The 16,233-nt window shown below is 57.3% G+C and carries 11 protein-coding genes and 1 riboswitch; of the genes, 6 read left to right on the top strand and 5 right to left on the bottom strand.

The genetic code is table 11. The features are described 5' to 3' along the window. Positions 1-49: 49 nt before the first annotated feature. Together ACIQYF_RS01670 and ACIQYF_RS01665 are read right to left on the bottom strand one after the other, a co-directional pair. A complete protein-coding gene (locus ACIQYF_RS01670; protein ID WP_402855900.1) occupies positions 50-502 on the bottom strand; it encodes a DUF1249 domain-containing protein in 453 nt (150 codons plus the stop codon). Beyond that, the gene (locus tag ACIQYF_RS01665; protein ID WP_402855897.1) at positions 493-1,116 is read right to left on the bottom strand and encodes an NUDIX domain-containing protein; all 624 of its coding nucleotides are present in this window, start codon (positions 1,114-1,116) and stop codon (positions 493-495) included. Before ACIQYF_RS01665 ends, ACIQYF_RS01670 begins: the two co-directional genes overlap by 10 nt. 372 nt (positions 1,117-1,488) lie before the next feature. Here ACIQYF_RS01665 and ACIQYF_RS01660 point away from each other — a divergent pair, with 372 nt between their 5' ends. Beyond that, positions 1,489-2,226, top strand: a complete 738-nt coding sequence (locus ACIQYF_RS01660) for an RsiV family protein (RefSeq protein WP_402855894.1) — start codon at positions 1,489-1,491, stop codon at positions 2,224-2,226. An 89-nt stretch (positions 2,227-2,315) separates the two neighbouring features. Here the strand turns inward: ACIQYF_RS01660 and cytX are convergent, their stop codons facing one another. Both cytX and thiC read right to left on the bottom strand, forming a co-directional pair. After that, entirely contained in the window at positions 2,316-3,578 is a 1,263-nt protein-coding gene (gene cytX / locus ACIQYF_RS01655; protein WP_402855891.1) for a putative hydroxymethylpyrimidine transporter CytX, read from the bottom strand. A 163-nt stretch (positions 3,579-3,741) separates the two neighbouring features. Beyond that, positions 3,742-5,631, bottom strand: coding sequence for a phosphomethylpyrimidine synthase ThiC (gene thiC, locus ACIQYF_RS01650; protein ID WP_402855889.1), 1,890 nt, complete (start codon positions 5,629-5,631; stop codon positions 3,742-3,744). A 154-nt stretch (positions 5,632-5,785) separates the two neighbouring features. Then, a riboswitch (TPP riboswitch) is annotated at positions 5,786-5,891 on the bottom strand. A gap of 179 nt (positions 5,892-6,070) precedes the next feature. Between thiC and ACIQYF_RS01645 the strand changes: the two genes are divergently transcribed. Continuing rightward, positions 6,071-7,507, top strand: coding sequence for a TolC family outer membrane protein (locus ACIQYF_RS01645; protein WP_402855886.1), 1,437 nt, complete (start codon positions 6,071-6,073; stop codon positions 7,505-7,507). A 125-nt stretch (positions 7,508-7,632) separates the two neighbouring features. Beyond that, positions 7,633-12,318 carry a dermonecrotic toxin domain-containing protein gene (locus ACIQYF_RS01640; RefSeq protein ID WP_402855883.1) on the top strand — a complete coding sequence of 1,562 codons (4,686 nt, stop codon included), beginning with the start codon at positions 7,633-7,635 and terminating at the stop codon, positions 12,316-12,318. Between the two features lie 19 nt (positions 12,319-12,337). On the opposite strand, the gene waaA is transcribed toward ACIQYF_RS01640, so the two are convergent. Next, entirely contained in the window at positions 12,338-13,615 is a 1,278-nt protein-coding gene (gene waaA / locus ACIQYF_RS01635; protein WP_402855880.1) for a lipid IV(A) 3-deoxy-D-manno-octulosonic acid transferase, read from the bottom strand. Between the two features lie 147 nt (positions 13,616-13,762). Between waaA and ACIQYF_RS01630 the strand changes: the two genes are divergently transcribed. The 3 genes from ACIQYF_RS01630 (at position 13,763) to ACIQYF_RS01620 (ending at position 16,219) form a co-directional block, all read left to right on the top strand. Beyond that, complete coding sequence (locus ACIQYF_RS01630; protein WP_402855877.1) at positions 13,763-14,095, top strand: DMT family transporter; 333 nt, start codon at positions 13,763-13,765, stop codon at positions 14,093-14,095. Between the two features lie 139 nt (positions 14,096-14,234). Further along, positions 14,235-15,410, top strand: a complete 1,176-nt coding sequence (locus tag ACIQYF_RS01625) for an NAD(P)/FAD-dependent oxidoreductase (protein WP_402855874.1) — start codon at positions 14,235-14,237, stop codon at positions 15,408-15,410. After that, positions 15,407-16,219 carry an aldo/keto reductase gene (locus ACIQYF_RS01620; RefSeq protein ID WP_402855871.1) on the top strand — a complete coding sequence of 271 codons (813 nt, stop codon included), beginning with the start codon at positions 15,407-15,409 and terminating at the stop codon, positions 16,217-16,219. Before ACIQYF_RS01625 ends, ACIQYF_RS01620 begins: the two co-directional genes overlap by 4 nt. Positions 16,220-16,233 lie beyond the last annotated feature (14 nt).

Below are 16,233 nucleotides of genomic sequence, written 5' to 3'. Positions count from 1 at the left end.
CGATCAAAAGATTGCAGCCTGCAGCAGCTCCCACGGGTTGGATTCAGGTCTAGCGCACGTCTGCGTATTCATGCCCACAGGCCAGACAATGGCTTAGCCATTCACCCAAAAATACGTTGAGTTGGGCTTTTTCGTCTGGCTGGTGCATGGCCACGTTGGGGTAAGGATAGATGCTGCGAAAGCGCCGTGCATGTTCAGCACCAATCACTTCGGCCATGCGCGCATCGTGATACACCTGCACTTGCAGTTCGGGCACAGGCAGCCACGGCAGACTGTGTTCCTGGCGCACGCGCAAGGTGCTGGTGTACGGGCAGTCGAGCACCACCTCAAGGGTCAGTACGCCCAGCATTTGTTCGCCCTGAGTGACCGCGATCTGGCGGGCACTCGGCTGCTCGCGCATGTCGGGCAACAAACGCATCAGGCGCGCATAGTTGGCCTCGCAGGCGGCCTGCAAGCCAATCAAATCAACCCGGTAGCGATCACGGACGCCATTTACAGCCATAACCCCCTCACTTCAGCGCGGTTAAGCGCCAGCCATTGCAGGGCAATAATGCTCGCCGCATTGGAAATACGTCCATCTCGTACTGCTTGAAGTGCATCTTCATAGGCCCATCGGGTCACTCGAATGTCTTCAGCTTCTTCTTCCAGGCCATGCAGCCCCCCTGCGCCAGAGCTGTCGCATCGCCCCAGGTACAGGTGTACAAATTCTGTGCTGCCACCCGGCGACGGGAAATAGCGGGTAATGGGCCATAACGACGAAAACGTCAGCCCGGCCTCTTCTTCGCCTTCGCGACGGGCAACCTCTTCGGGCTCCACCTCGCCTTCCTTGTCGATCAACCCTGCCACCAGCTCAATGAGCCACGGGGTTTGGGCCTTGCCGACGGCGCCGACCCGGAACTGTTCGATCAGCACCACTTCATCGCGTTGCGGGTCATAGGGCAGCACGCACACGGCATCATGGCGGACAAATACTTCGCGACTGATCTCACGGCTCATGCCACCGGCAAACAGTTCATGGCGCAGGATGACCCGGTCCAGTTTGTAAAAACCCTGATAGCCGTTCTCGCGCTTTACGATCTCGACAGCGCTGGGCGTGGCCTTGGTGATGTCAGTCATTGAAAACCTCTTGCTGGCAAATTCACACCGGGGTGGCCCTCGGCATCGCGCATCCTAACGCGCCTATGGTTCTGGATGCAGCCCCTTTTACACTGCGGGGATAGACGGATCGCCTGCAAACCAACTCTAATTGGCATGCTTAAGTGTAGGGTCTGTTGACGGTTAATTGCGGCCACGACGCGTGTCAAATTTTACCGGGCCACGTTGCAGGGCTTGAGAAGGGAAAAACCATTCCCTTCGCCCTGCCCGGCTAAGTTTGACCCAGCGACGCGGCTCGCAATGAACCGTCAACAGACCCTATGGCGAACTGACGCCTTTGTTGGCAGTCGAACGACCCTACGCTCACCTTTCTTTCGTTGATGAAGGACGACCATGTCGCTTTTAAAAATTGCCTCCCTGACTTGCATCGCCCTGACGCTGGGCGCTTGCCAGAGCGTATTTCAACCCAAACCCCTGGCGTTTACGCCGGATGCGTCCGAGCAGGTCAAGGCGGGCTGCAACGGTGATGAGTGCCCATTGGTCAACATCGAGACGGTGCACTTCGCCGATGCCCCGAAACTGGATGCGCTGATCGAAAAACGCTTGCTGAAAATGACCGCCAACTCGCCGGACGACAAGCTGGCGCCTTCGCTGACGGCCTACCGCGAGCAATTTCTGCGCACCGCCGACAGCCGCAACAGCATGTACTTGCAGGCCAAGGTACGTGAGCAGCATGACGACTTGGTGATTGTTGAACTGATCAGCTACCTGGACACCGGCGGCGCGCATGGCATGCCGGGCCGAGGGTTTATCAACTGGTCGCGCAAAGACCAGAAAGAAGTGACCTTGCAGGACATGCTCGTCCCGGGTCAGGAACAAGCGTTCTGGGGTGCGGCGAAAGTGGCGCATAACAACTGGTTGATCAGCTCGCGCTTAGGCAACGACCCGGAGTACGTTAAAACCTGGCCGTTCCAGCAGACCCCGAACGTGGCGCTGCTCAAGGACAAAGTCGTGCTCAAGTACGACGTGTACAGCATTGCCCCGTACTCGGAAGGGAATGTGGAGTTGAGCATTCCTTACACGCGTTTGAACGGGATTTTGAAGCCTGAGTGGATTCCGGGCCGCGGTTGATCAGCAACATTCTGTAGGAGCTGGCGCAGGCTGGGATCTTTTGATCTTCAACAGCAAAAGATCGCGAGCACGCTCACTCCTACAGGTGATTAGCGTTTACGGCCCAGCACCCCCTGCAACACCCCCGCCAACAGCAATGCGGGCAAGGTCGCACCGACATCAGGGAACAGGTTGGCCAGCAGGTGGTAGGTGCTCACCCCGCCCAACCAGGCCAGCAAGGTTGGCCAGTGCAGCAAACCCGGCACCCCGTCGGCGCTGCGTTTACGCAGGATGAAGTGGTCCACCAGCACCACGCCAAACAACGGCGCAAACACCGAGCCGATCAGCAGCAAGAAGTTCTGGTACTGCGCCAGCGGCGCCAGGCAGGCGATCAGGGTGCAAATAATGCCAATCGCCAATGCCAGGTGCTCAACCTTCAAGCGCAACAAAATCCCGCTGGAAACCGCCGCCGAGTGAATGTCGGCAAAGGCGTTTTCGGACTCGTCGAGCAGAATCAGCAGTAACGGAATACCCAGCCCTGCCCCCGCCAGCGCCAACAGCAGCGCATTGACTTCGCCGCTCGGCGCGAACGCCAAGGTGTAGGCCACACCCAGGCTCATCAGCCAGAAATTGCCAATCAAAAAGCCCAGTGCGGTGCCGCCAAACACGCTTTTGGCACGTTTACCAAAGCGCGAGTAGTCGGCAATCAGCGGCAACCACGACAGTGGCATGGCGATAGCGATATCAAAACCCACCGCAAACGGCATCGAACCATCGCCTTTCTGTGCCCATAACGCGGCCAAGTCAGCTTTAGCGAAGAGGTTCCAGGTCAGCCACAGGCACGCGGCCAACAGCAGCCAGATACCCCATTTACGCAAGATCTTGCGCACAAAGGTCAACGGGCCGCTCACGGCCAGCAACGTGGCCAAAGCGCCGAAGAACAGGGTCCAGAGCAGCGGATGGCTGAGCAAGCTGCCTTCGCTGAACGCACGGGCGCCGAGCAGACTGGCGGCATCACGCATCACGATGATTTCGAACGAACCCCAGCCAATCAGCTGCAATACGTTCAGCACGGCAGGCAGCATCGCACCGCGACGGCCGAGGCTCAGTTTCAGGGCGGCCATGGATGACAGGCCGGTGTCGCTGCCGATCACTCCGACCGACGCCAGTAACGCCACGCCGACCAGGGTGCCAAGAAAAATCGCCAGCAGCGAACCCGACAGGCCCAGCCCCGGGGCCAGTAAGGCTCCGGTCTGCAACACCATCAGCCCGATGCCGAGGGAGAACCACAGGGAAAACAGATCGCGGGCGCCGAAGACCCGCTTGTCCAACGGGACAGCGAGGTCGGGGGAGTAAGTGCTGGGTGTGTTCAAAACATCATTCTCGAAAAGGGCCAGACCCGGAGTTGCTGTCGAGGCACGAGGCGGCGATGGGGTGCGCAGCGACCCTGGTGTTGAAGGTCTTGCGGCCCTTATCGCAGCCTCGTCCCTCGACAGCGACTACACATTGGCGCCAGCAGCGGCTGGCGCGTTTCCATCACACTTTTTTGTACAGCTGGCTGCCTTCCTGCTTGAAGCGCTCGGCCTGTTCCGCCAGGCCTTTGGCCACGTCGACGTCAACCGCTTCAATACGCTGGTTGGCGGCGTAGATGCGCACTTCCTGGGTGATTTTCATCGAGCAGAATTTCGGCCCGCACATGGAGCAGAAATGCGCGACCTTGGCCGAATCCTTGGGCAAGGTTTCGTCGTGGTACGAACGCGCGGTGTCGGGGTCCAGGCCGAGGTTGAACTGGTCTTCCCAGCGGAACTCGAAGCGCGCTTTGCTCAGGGCGTTGTCGCGGATTTGTGCGCCCGGATGGCCTTTGGCCAAGTCCGCCGCGTGAGCCGCGATTTTGTAAGTGATGATTCCGGTCTTTACGTCATCTTTGTTCGGCAGCCCCAAGTGTTCCTTGGGCGTCACGTAGCACAGCATGGCGCAACCGAACCAGCCGATCATGGCGGCACCAATGCCCGAGGTAATGTGGTCGTAACCCGGTGCAATGTCGGTGGTCAGCGGGCCGAGGGTGTAGAACGGCGCCTCGTCGCAGCACTCCAGTTGCTTGTCCATGTTCTCTTTGATCAACTGCATCGGCACGTGACCGGGGCCTTCGATCATGCATTGCACGTCGTGTTTCCAGGCGATTTTGGTCAACTCACCCAGGGTTTCCAGTTCACCGAACTGCGCCGCATCGTTGGCGTCGGCAATCGAGCCCGGACGCAGGCCATCACCCAGCGAGAAGCTGACGTCGTAGGCCTTCATGATTTCGCAGATGTCGTCGAAGTGGGTGTAGAGGAAGTTCTCTTGGTGGTGCGCCAGGCACCATTTAGCCATGATCGAGCCACCACGGGACACAATGCCCGTCACGCGCTTGGCGGTCAGTGGTACGTAGCGCAGCAACACACCGGCGTGGATGGTGAAGTAGTCAACGCCCTGTTCAGCCTGCTCGATCAGGGTGTCGCGGAACAATTCCCAGGTCAGGTCCTCGGCCACGCCGTTGACCTTTTCCAGCGCCTGGTAAATCGGCACGGTGCCGATCGGGACCGGCGAGTTGCGGATGATCCACTCACGGGTTTCATGAATGTGTTTGCCGGTGGACAAATCCATGACCGTGTCCGATCCCCAGCGAATGCCCCAGGTCAGCTTGGCCACTTCTTCTTCAATAGAGGAGCCCAGCGCGCTGTTGCCGATGTTGCCGTTGATCTTCACCAGGAAGTTGCGGCCAATGATCATTGGCTCCAGCTCAACGTGGTTGATGTTGGCCGGGATGATGGCGCGACCGCGGGCGATTTCGTCGCGCACAAATTCAGGGGTGATTTCTTTCGGGATGTTGGCGCCGAAGCTATGACCCGCGTGCTGCTGGTCGAGCAAGCCTGCGGCTCGAGCTTCTTGCAACTTCATGTTTTCGCGGATGGCGACGTATTCCATCTCGGCGGTGATGATGCCCTGACGCGCATAGTGCATCTGGCTGACGTTGACCCCGGCCTTGGCCCGACGCGGGTTCTTCACGTGGGCGAAGCGCAGTTTGGTCAGCTCGGCGTCTTCAAGGCGCATTTGGCCGAAGTTCGAACTCAGGCCCGGCAGGCGCTCGGTGTCATTGCGGTCATCGATCCACGCTGAACGCACGTCTGCCAGACCTTTACGCACGTCAATCTCGACGGACGGGTCGGTATACGGGCCTGAGGTGTCGTAGATCAATACCGGAGCGTTGATTTCGCCGCCAAAATCAGTCGGTGTGACATCCAGGCTGACTTCACGCATGGGCACTAGAATGTCCGGGCGCGAACCCTGTACGTAGACTTTTTGAGAACGGGTAAATGGCTTGACGGACTGCTCATCGACTTTTGCCGAATCACTGAGATTGATCGCATTTTTTAGTGTTGTACTCATCACGGCTCTCCAGACTGCATCCAGGTGGATTGTCGGAGGGAGAACCTGAAAAAAGCACGGACGCACCCAAGGACTGGATGCTGAGTGACGACCTCGAACGATTGATCATTTTTTGAACAATCGATCCCGGACGGCACTCAAGAGGACTCGCCGGGAGACGAGAAATCTTGTTCCCTACGCAGGCGCTAACCTGATCAGGTTCAACGGGATCCGAAATTATTCGATCTCAGCCTCATAGCAAGGCACCCCGACAAGAACGAGGCCAGTCTAGAGAAGACTGATGCAGAACGCCAACACAGAAACAAACGACGTGGTGAAAGACTCCACAACGCCATTGTTGCAAGGGGTTACGGCAACTACACTCGCTACGTCTTGAAATCACGAGTGCCAGAACACGGCCTCGTCCATCAATTTCGCACTATTGAACTAGGGATCGCTCATGCTGCGCAAACTCTCGCTGGCTATCGCCGTGTCTTGGGCGACCAATGCTATGGCTCTGGATACACCGGCCCCCTTGTCCAGCCAAAACGGTTTGGTCAGTGTTTACCAGGAGGCGGTGGACAATAACGCCGACCTCGCGGCAGCCCGTGCCAACTATTCGGCACAAAAAGAAGTCGTGCCGCAGGCCCGTGCCGGGTTGCTGCCCAACCTGTCGGGCGGCGCTGAGTCGAGCAACGTGCGCACCTCCATCGATCGGCCTTCGATGACCACCACCCGCAGTGCAATGGTGTATCAGGCCACGCTGGCTCAACCACTTTTTCGGATTGACCGCTGGTTCCAGTTAAAAGCCGCCGAATCGGTCAACGAACAGGCTGCCCTGCAACTCTCGGCCACCGAGCAGAATCTGATTCTGCAAAGCGCAAACAATTACTTCTCGGTGCTGCGCGCACAAGACACGCTGGCCGCGACCAAGGCCGAAGAAGCAGCGTTCAAGCGCCAACTGGATCAGTCCCGCGAGCGTTTTGATGTGGGCCTGTCGGACAAGACCGACGTGTTGCAATCCCAGGCCAGCTACGACACTGCACGGGCTAACCGCATGCTCGCCCAGCGCCAGGTCGAAGATGCCTTTGAAGCGCTGGTGACGCTGACCAATCGCCAGTACCACGCGATTGAAGGCATGCGCCACAGCTTGCCGATCTTGCCGCCGACGCCGAACGACGCGAAGGCGTGGGTCGATACTGCCGCGAAGCAGAACCTCAACTTGCTGGCCAGCAACTTCGCGGTGGATGCCGCCGAAGAAACCCTCAAGCAACGCAAGGCTGGCCACGCGCCGACCGTCGATGCGGTGGCGCAATACAAAACCGGCGATAACGATGCATTTGGTCTGACTAACCCGAATGCCCTGAACCAGCGCTATGGTGGACCGGTCAACCAGACCAGCATCGGCATTCAGCTGAACATCCCGATCTACAGCGGCGGCCTGACCAGCTCGCAAGTGCGCGAGTCATACTCACGCCTGGACCAAACCGAGCAGCAGCGTGAGCAGTTACGTCGCCAAGTGGTCGAAAACACCCGTAACTTGCACCGCGCGGTCAATACAGACGTAGAGCAGGTCAAGGCTCGCAAGCAGTCGATCATCTCGAACCAGAGCGCTCTGGAAGCCACAGAAATTGGTTATCAGGTGGGGACACGCAACATCGTTGACGTGCTCGACGCCCAGCGCCAGCTGTACAACTCAGTACGTGACTACAACAACAGCCGCTATGACTACATCCTCGACAACCTGCGCCTTAAACAGGCTGCGGGCACGTTGAACCCGGGAGATCTGGAAGCATTGTCGCGTTATCTGAAAGCCGACTACAACCCGGACAAAGACTTCCTGCCGCCGGATCTGGCTCAGGAAGCCGCTGCGAATATGCGCTCGCCGGGCAACTGAAGCACTGACGTCTTCACAAGAGGCGCACAGTTGCCATAACCCGATACCACCGTTCCTTGAGAGCACCAGAGGTTAATACGACATCACGGTCGTTTGACCTCTCGGAGCTCAACACAGGAACGCTCATGCCAACGTCAACCTCACAGACATTTGTGCCGCCGGAAAATGCCGTGCGCGCGCAATTCGCCGGTTCGCCGACACTCGAATCCGTCACTCGAAAACTGCTCGCCGATGCCATAGCCCAGCGCTACCCTTCGCTCGTCATTGACCTCAATCGCACGCAACTTGCCACCCCTCGCCCTGAAGGCGGATGGGAAATTGAGCCATTTATGGCAAAGGTGATGAGCTTCCTGGGCAGCGGAACAGACCTTGATTTCAGCCCGATTTACGGCGAAGTCTACTATTTAAGCGATCAACCGCCCGCATGGCTCACCCAGCAAGAGGGTGAGCTGGACATGAAAGTCATTGAAAAGCTGGTCAAAGAACTCACTTGGCGTTTGCCCATTGGCCTGCAAGACGCGCTGAGCGAGTTCTGGGGCCAAGATTCAGGTGCAGGTGGTAATCGCTGGCACTGGCTCAGTGATGTTATTAAAGACACCCATACGATCCATGCCCTTCAACAACCCCGCATGGATGAAAAGGCACTTCACGCCATCAGCCAGGTGATCAACGCCCCTGAGCGTGAAGATCGAATCCGCCTCTATGGGGAAGATGCGGTACGGGCCTACTGGATTAAAGTTTCAGTGATTAGCGCTGGCGTCATGAGCTCAGGGCTAACTTCGCGCATTGCACTGGCGACCCCTGATCAGGTTTACCTTCTCAAGCCTAACGGCACAATCAGTACCTATAAAGATATTGACTCACTGAGCCGCCACTGGAGTGCAGGAATCTATCGGCGTTATGCTGCACAAGACATTCGCCTGAAACGCTTTGAACTGGAGGGCAATGTTTTTGAAGCCTGCGCCTCTGCCATCCTAAACCAGCAACTGCGACGCATCAGTTTACTGAAACTGCCCACCAGCAAAGGATGGCAGGCGTTGGAAAGGGTGTATTCGAATATTATCGACACCTCAGCATTCTTTTTAGATTCACCTCAGGCAACGCTCGAGACACTTGAATCACTCAAAACACAATTGCCTGACTGGCTGGCAAAAGCATCCCCGGCAGATCAGGCACTCTATCGTCAATACAGCCTGGCTCTGTCCGCAAGCAAAAAAATCAATAAAGGGCAGACGTATCTCTCCGGTATTACCGATTTGCATACCTACGCCGTCGATGTACTTCGTCAGCAAATGCGCGCTGACCAAGTCCATTTGGAACCCAACGCCGCCAAATATTCATCAGATGCCGTACTCGACCCCCAAGCGATTGAGCTGACGTTTACCACCGCAACGGGCTTGCCGGGTGCGGTGGGCATCACGGAATCTACGGCCATGACCCTGACTGAATTGGCGTTGAACAATCTGATTGGACGCCCCAAAGGCAGTGTGACACTGCGCCATCGCTATGGGTTAGCCCTGCCCGAGTGGCTTACAACCGACTACATCACCCGGCGAAATGGCCTGATTGAACAGGTAAATATTGGTAAAGCTTATCCCGAGAGACTGGAAGACCTGCTGCTCAGTAGCCCGGAGCAGAGCTCGCGTGAAAAGTTATTTGCGCAATACCTAAGCGCGCAACTGCCCCTGCAAGCGCTGGAACACAGCCTGAAAAATGAGAACGGGGTCACCGCCCTGGGCGCGCGATATGTGGCGGCAGTGGTACAACCGGGATCAGGTGCCAGAGTCGTCGACGCAAATATCATTGTCATTCGCCACTTGGCACTGTTACGCCAACACGATGCATTGCCCGATATTGTGGTCAATATGTTCATCATTGAACCCGCTGACTTCGAACAAGGGCCCCACCTGCTTTACCGCCCCTTTTACGACCAGTCGTTAGTGGAGTACCCGACCCGTGCGGCACTGTTGGACGCTATTGCGCAACCAGGCGACCTGCAAAATAGCGTACTGACCTGGTTAAGCGACCGTGCACGTCCCGTCTATGATTACGGCGGCATCAAAGAGCCGCATATCGTGCATTTCATGCTGGGTGATGAGTTCGCACCGATTGATACGCCAGCACCTGCACTGCTAGCCACAGATGTCGCCAGCAATGAGTTAATGCAATATTTGGCTAACGGCCAACTGATGCTGTTCCTTTATGGCAGTAATGCACGGGCGCTTGTAGAACAGGCAAATGCAGACACCGTTTCAAACAGTGAAAGCCGCTGGGCCGTGCTTCTGGAGGGTGCAAACCTTATTTTCGACAGTCTGCTGCAGCTACCAGGACTGCCCCAGCCCCTAATGCTCACAGCCGGATTGAGAAGTTTGACCTCGTTGGCCGTCAGAAATATTCCGGCGCTGGCCAGTAACGATAAAGCGGTCCGTGAAACCGCAGCTGCAGATGTACTGATCAACTTGAGCATGCTGCTGTTGCACCCGGTCCTGAATGCTCTTCCTCGGCTCGCAAAATTACCGTCAGGCCTCAAGGACAGCGTCATGCGGCCCTTTGCCCCGCCACAATTGAAGGAGACCTGGCCCGCCCCCATCCCGCCAAAAATCGATGTGGGGCTGGTCGCGCTTGCGGGGGAATTCCCCAATACGGAAAGTACCGTGGTGGACTTCAGCTTCGCCAGCGCCCGCAACCAGCTGACGCCCAGCCAAAGGGAGCGTCTGGCCCGCTTAAAAGTGACACGCCCTGAGCCTCTGCCGCCGGCATACCATGAGGGCCTACACAAAGGGCTTTATCGTATTGATGGAAAGTGGCACGTATTGATCGGTGAAGATCTTTTCCTCGTCGACGTGGACCCGAGTGGCGCCGCCATTATCGTCAGCGCTACGGACATCAACCAGCTCGGCCCCAGCGTAAAGCCGGACAGTCGAGGCACATGGTCGCTGGATCTGCGACTGCGCCTGCAAGGCGGTATGCCTCCTAAGCGGATCATCAGCAAGCAGCGAAAAAATGAAGCCCGAAAACTTGAACTGGACGCTGATCTGGAGAACTTTCATTCACAAGAAGAACCTCTACACAGAAGGGTTCAAGTCACTATAAGAGCGCTTAAATCTGCTTCAGCGGACCTACGCTTCCCCCGCGCGCAGATTGCATCCCTGCGAGACAGGCTCAACATAGCGTTGCAAGAGCAATTGGCTGCATTCATGAAACTGCTCGATACCACACAGGAGCGCGCCCTGCTTGATATTCCCTTTAAAAATCCTGTTCTGATCTCGCTGCTTGAGAAGGCCTTTGATAACAGAGTCGATGCGTTGTTCCTTTCCGCACGCGAGCAAAGAGCACTGATTGAAAAATGGCCGCAGTTCAGTTCACCCGGCCCCGAGTTTGATTTGGCGGGAGAGGAAGACCCGCATGGGTTTTCACAGTTCATTCAAGAACAGGCAAGCCTCAACGAGCGCGCGATTGCTCGCCTCGAACAAAGAAACTCATTCCTGGATGAGTTGTTTAACCAAGGCTCGGCTGGCGTGACCTTAGGCACGTCCCTGCTCAACGATCTATCCGAAGAAGCCCATACCGTGCTGAGCCTTAAAGGGTTTCAACTGAACTGTCTTAAATTGGCCAGTACCAAAATAGCGATAGGCAAAGCCGTTGAAGACACCCTGGACGCTACGATTGATCCTCTCCAGGAACATACTCAAACCCACAATGAACTCAACTTGCAGCGCTTAGATACCCACATACGCCTCGAAGTCCTGGACAGCTTGGTGGGCAATTACGGCCAGGCGCTCGATGGATTGCATGGCATCCAAATGGTACACGCCGAAGATCTGGAGCCTGAATACTTCGATAAACTTGTGCAACTGCTGACAGAGCTCTATCAGGACGCCAGAAAGTCACTGGCAGACGAAATAAAACCTGAACCGAAATCGCGAAAAAAACCTCGAAGCCGCCCGTCCTCGGGAGGCGCACCGCAGAAAAAAATAATCAGTGTCAAAGGTAAAGGCAAATTGATTGGTGAATTAAAACCCGCCGGTCAGGACTGGCCGGTTGACGTCATAGAAGTCCGCGACGGTTACGACAAAAAATTGCTCTCGACCTACTCCCAGCGCGGTAACGAATGGGTAGAAATCAAACAAGATCCCTTGCCTTCAGTTGCCCCTTCAAGAGCGCTCAGCCTCATTAAGGGTGACGCACGAAAACTTTATCGCCTCTATGAACATAATCTGTACAAAGCCCGAGAATTCCGAAAGCTCTGCAGGTACCCCGTAGAAATCGAAGAACTGTTCAATAACGAAGGCAAAAAACTCGACGCCCTGGCCACCGAAATGGACGTCGCCCTACAGAGCCTTCCAGCAGAGTCCCGGCGCCCCGATGATGTGGCTCTGGTAGACAACATGCGAGTCGCGGCCGGCAACTTCTTCAGTGAGGGCAAGGCCTTGCGTACCCAATTAAGCTTTGAACTGCCACCGACCCACAGCAACCTTCAATACCTGATTGACGAGAATCTGGTTCAATTTGCCGCTCTCGGAAAGCGCATTCAGTTAAAAGGACCACGCAAAGACTTCATCCAGGAATACGCCATCAATAACAAAGACGGCTTTGCACTGTGGTATGCCCACTTCCACTATGCGGAAGCTCGAACGCCAAAAGCTGAATTTGAGGTGGCTCACCTTAAAACAAAGGAGCAGCGCAAATTGAGCTATTTCTCACAACTGGCTGACGCACGCAGTGAGCAAGCCGTCGTCGATGTGCACCGCGGTACGCTCGGCAGAAGCTTGGCCGAGCGCTGGTTTCTGCCTCTGGCCGGTGATGAGTAACGCGACCTGGCTCGACGGCTCATCGTGGCATTAAGCCACCCAATGCATTGAGTAAACGCTGGAGTGCGCCTTGGTTGGCCTGAATAACCTTCAGGCCCGCTTCGGCCATTCGGTGCGCATCCTGGGGCCGTTCAAACAAGCGCTGCACCGCCAAGGCCAAACCTTGGGCATCTTCCACTTCCAGCAACGCGCCGGCTTCGCGCAACAACGCAGCGATGTCGAAAAAATTGAACAGATGCGGCCCGCTCAACACGGGCTTGCCCAAGGCGGCGGGCTCCAGCAGGTTGTGCCCGCCGTTGGGCACCAGGCTACCGCCGACAAAGGCGGTGTCTGCCAGAGCATAGAGAAACAGCAACTCGCCCATCGTGTCGCCCAGCATAACCTGAGTCTGAGGGCTGACCGGCTCGCCACTTGAGCGGCGTACCGAGGTAAAGCCTTCGCGCTGGCACAGCTCAAACACTGCGTTAAAACGCTCGGGGTGACGCGGCACCAGAATCAATAGCGCATCAGGGCAACTGACCCGTAATTGCCGATGAGCCGCGAGCACGATTGAATCTTCGCCTTCGTGGGTACTGGCGGCGATCCAGACAGGGCGGTCTAGTGCCTGCCACTGTTCACGCAATGCCCGGGCCTTGACCAACAACTGCGGATCAAGACTCAAATCGAACTTGATGGACCCCGTAACCTCAACACATTCAGGACGCGCGCCGAGTTCACGGAATCGTTGCGCTTCAGTTTCTGTCTGCACGGCAATGAGGCTCATGGCTTCAAGCATCGGGCGGGTCAGCTTGGCAAACCGTGCATAGCCTTTTGCCGAACGGGCCGAAAGCCGCGCATTGGCTAACGCCACTGGAATGCCACGTTGAGCGCATTGATGAATATGATTGGGCCACAACTCGGTTTCCATGATCACGGCCAGCTTTGGCTGTACGCGATTCAAAAAACGCGCCGCCGCCCAAGGCAAGTCATAAGGCAGGTAGCAATGCTGGATTCGCGGTTCATTGGCAAACATGGCCTGGATACGCTCCGATCCGGTGGGCGTCATGCACGTCACCGTGATGGGCAATTGCGGGTAACGCTCAAGCAGTGCCCGGATCATTGGCGCGGCGGCGATACTCTCGCCCACCGACACCGCATGCACCCAAATCCCGCCGGGCTGCATGGCAGGCTGGTTCAGCGCGAAGCGCTCACCTATGCGTTTGGCGTACGCGGGGGCCTTGCGTGCCCGCAGCCACAACCGAATCGCCACCAACGGCAGCCCCAGGTGAAACAGCAAGGTGTAGAGAGTTCTATTCATAGGAGCGGAGTTTACTTGAAAACGACGTCCACGATGATGGCAGCGAACAGGCCCAATACCAGCCCTCAAAAAAGCCCCCCTACACAGTTTTACAACCTCTAGAATGGCGTGCTGGTAAATTGCGCCACCCACCCTCAGGATGCCCCCATGACCGCTTACTACTATCTGGCCATCGCCATTTGCGCCGAAGTGATTGCCACCGTTTCGATGAAAGCGATCAAAGGTTTTAGCACGCCATTACCGTTAATTCTGGTGATTGCGGGCTATGCCACGGCGTTCTGGATGTTGACGCTGGTGGTGCGCACCATTCCGGTGGGCGTGGCATATGCGGTGTGGGCAGGCATGGGCATTGTGATGGTGAGCATTGCTGCGCTGTTTATTTACGGGCAAAAACTCGATGTGCCCGCCATGCTGGGCATGGGCTTGATTGTGCTGGGCGTGGTGGTGATTCAACTGTTTTCGAAAACGGCAGGACATTGAGGCAGCTGCAAGCTTTAAGCGGCAAGTAAAACCGACCAAAAGCGGAGCATCATGCGGCTTTTGATCTAGCTTTTACTTGCAGCTTGCAGCTTGCAGCTTCTTTATACTGCGTCTTTGTCTTTGAACACTGAGGTCGCCCATGCCATCTGTTATTTCCACCGACGTGCTGATTGTCGGCGCTGGTGTCGCTGGCCTCTGGCTCAATGCCCGCCTGCGCCGTCAGGGTTTTTCCACAATTTTGGTCGAGAACCAATCACTCGGTGGCGCACAGACGCTGAAGTCGCAGGGCATCATTCACGGCGGCGCCAAGTATGCGCTGCACGGTGCGCTGACCGGCGCCTCTGAAGCCATTGCGGACATGCCGCGCCGCTGGCGCGAAGCCCTTGCCGGTGACGGCGAGCTGGATTTAAGCGGCGTGCGCTTGCTTTCACAAGCCCATTATTTGTGGTCCCCCGGCACCCTGGCAGGCAATCTGACCAGTTTTTTTGCCAGCAAGGCGGTGCGCGGCCGAGTCGATCAGGTCAAGGGCGATCAACTCCCCCCCGCGCTGCAAGACCCGCGCTTCAAGGGTAAGGTGTATCGCCTGGCTGAGCTGGTGGTGGATGTCCCAAGCCTGATCGCGCGTTTGGCCGAGCTGGCGGGCGATAGCCTGCTGGCGGGCCAGCACATCGAGCCGCTGTTTGAGAACGAAGAGTTGATTGGCCTGCGAGTCGATGGCCGCGACATTCACGCACAACGCATCGTGCTCAGCGCTGGAGCCGGTAATGCTGAACTGCTGGCCAGCGCCGGAATCAGCGTGCCCGCGCAACAACTGCGCCCACTACACATGGTGCTGGTCAAAGGCCCAAGCCTTAAACCTCTGTACGCGCACTGCCTGGGCGGTGGCCCCAAGCCGCGGATTACCGTCACCACGCACCCGGCCGCAAATGGCGAGTGGGTGTGGTATTTGGGGGGGGATATTGCCGAAGCCGATGGCGTGGCCCGCGAACCGGCCGAACAAATCGCCGTGGCCAAAAAAGAACTGGGCAATTTGCTGCCGTGGGTCGATCTGAGCCTGGCGCAATGGACCACGCTGCGGGTCAACCGTGCCGAGCCGGCGCAGTCCGGGCTGACACGTCCGGATAACGCCTTCCTCGCGGATCAAGGTCGCTTACTGGTGGGCTGGCCAACCAAGCTGGCGCTGGCGCCGGACTTCGCCGATCGGGTTATCACTGCGCTTGAGCAGGACGCTATCACGCCGAGCAATCCGCCTGCGCTGCCTGAGTTCCCGCGCCCGCCCTTGGGTCAAACTGCTTGGGAGCAACTGCTGCCATGAGCCAGGCAACCCTGCACGACTTTCTTCGCCCATTGGGCAGCACCGGACTGCGGGTATCGCCGCTGGGCTTGGGCACCGTGAAGCTGGGCCGCGACCAAGGGGTGAAATACCCCAGCGGTTTTCAGATACCGGATGATGCCGACGCCAAAATGCTGCTCAAACTGGGCCGTGACCTGGGGATCAATCTGATCGACACTGCGCCGGCTTACGGACGCAGCGAAGAGCGCCTGGGGCCGCTGTTGCGCGGCCAGCGTCAGGATTGGGTAATTGTCAGCAAGGTCGGCGAAGAGTTCGACAACGGCGTTTCGCGCCACGACTTCAGCGCCGCACATACCCGAAGCTCGGTCGAACGCAGCCTGCAACGCCTGGAGACCGATTTCATTGATCTGGTGCTGGTGCACTCTGACGGCAACGATCTTGCGATCCTCAACGAAAACGAAGTCTACGCAACCTTGGCCGAGCTGAAACGCGAGGGCAAGATTCGCGGTTTCGGGCTCTCGGGCAAAACCGTCGAGGGCGGCCTTAAAGCCCTGGAGAACGGCGACTGCGCGATGGTGACTTACAACCTGAACGAGCAGTCCGAAAAGCCGGTGATTGACTACGCAGCTGCTCACGGCAAGGCGATTCTGGTGAAGAAGGCCCTGGCCAGCGGCCATGTGTGCCTCAAACCCGGGGTTGACCCGGTGCGCGCCAGCTTCGAACTGGTGTTTGGCCATCACGGGGTTGCCAGTGCTATTGTCGGTACTATTAATCCGCTGCACTTGGCCCATAACGTGGCGACCGTTGCGCAGGTGCTGCGTAACGCCTAAAGCTGCCGAATCGG

Source organism: Pseudomonas sp. NPDC096917 (assembly GCF_044762555.1).
Lineage (GTDB): Bacteria > Pseudomonadota > Gammaproteobacteria > Pseudomonadales > Pseudomonadaceae > Aquipseudomonas.
Note: the sequence above shows the minus strand (reverse complement) of the source record. Positions and strands in the feature narration are given on the sequence as shown.

Bases quoted from the DNA above. Each gene is read 5' to 3' on its own strand.
- ACIQYF_RS01670 (WP_402855900.1), bottom strand. From the start codon at position 502: ATGGCTGTAAATGGCGTCCGTGATCGCTACCGGGTTGATTTGATTGGC.
- ACIQYF_RS01665 (WP_402855897.1), bottom strand. From the start codon at position 1,116: ATGACTGACATCACCAAGGCCACGCCCAGCGCTGTCGAGATCGTAAAG.
- ACIQYF_RS01660 (WP_402855894.1), top strand. From the start codon at position 1,489: ATGTCGCTTTTAAAAATTGCCTCCCTGACTTGCATCGCCCTGACGCTG.
- thiC (WP_402855889.1), bottom strand. From the start codon at position 5,631: ATGAGTACAACACTAAAAAATGCGATCAATCTCAGTGATTCGGCAAAA.
- ACIQYF_RS01645 (WP_402855886.1), top strand. From the start codon at position 6,071: ATGCTGCGCAAACTCTCGCTGGCTATCGCCGTGTCTTGGGCGACCAAT.
- ACIQYF_RS01640 (WP_402855883.1), top strand. From the start codon at position 7,633: ATGCCAACGTCAACCTCACAGACATTTGTGCCGCCGGAAAATGCCGTG.
- waaA (WP_402855880.1), bottom strand. From the start codon at position 13,615: ATGAATAGAACTCTCTACACCTTGCTGTTTCACCTGGGGCTGCCGTTG.
- ACIQYF_RS01630 (WP_402855877.1), top strand. From the start codon at position 13,763: ATGACCGCTTACTACTATCTGGCCATCGCCATTTGCGCCGAAGTGATT.
- ACIQYF_RS01625 (WP_402855874.1), top strand. From the start codon at position 14,235: ATGCCATCTGTTATTTCCACCGACGTGCTGATTGTCGGCGCTGGTGTC.
- ACIQYF_RS01620 (WP_402855871.1), top strand. From the start codon at position 15,407: ATGAGCCAGGCAACCCTGCACGACTTTCTTCGCCCATTGGGCAGCACC.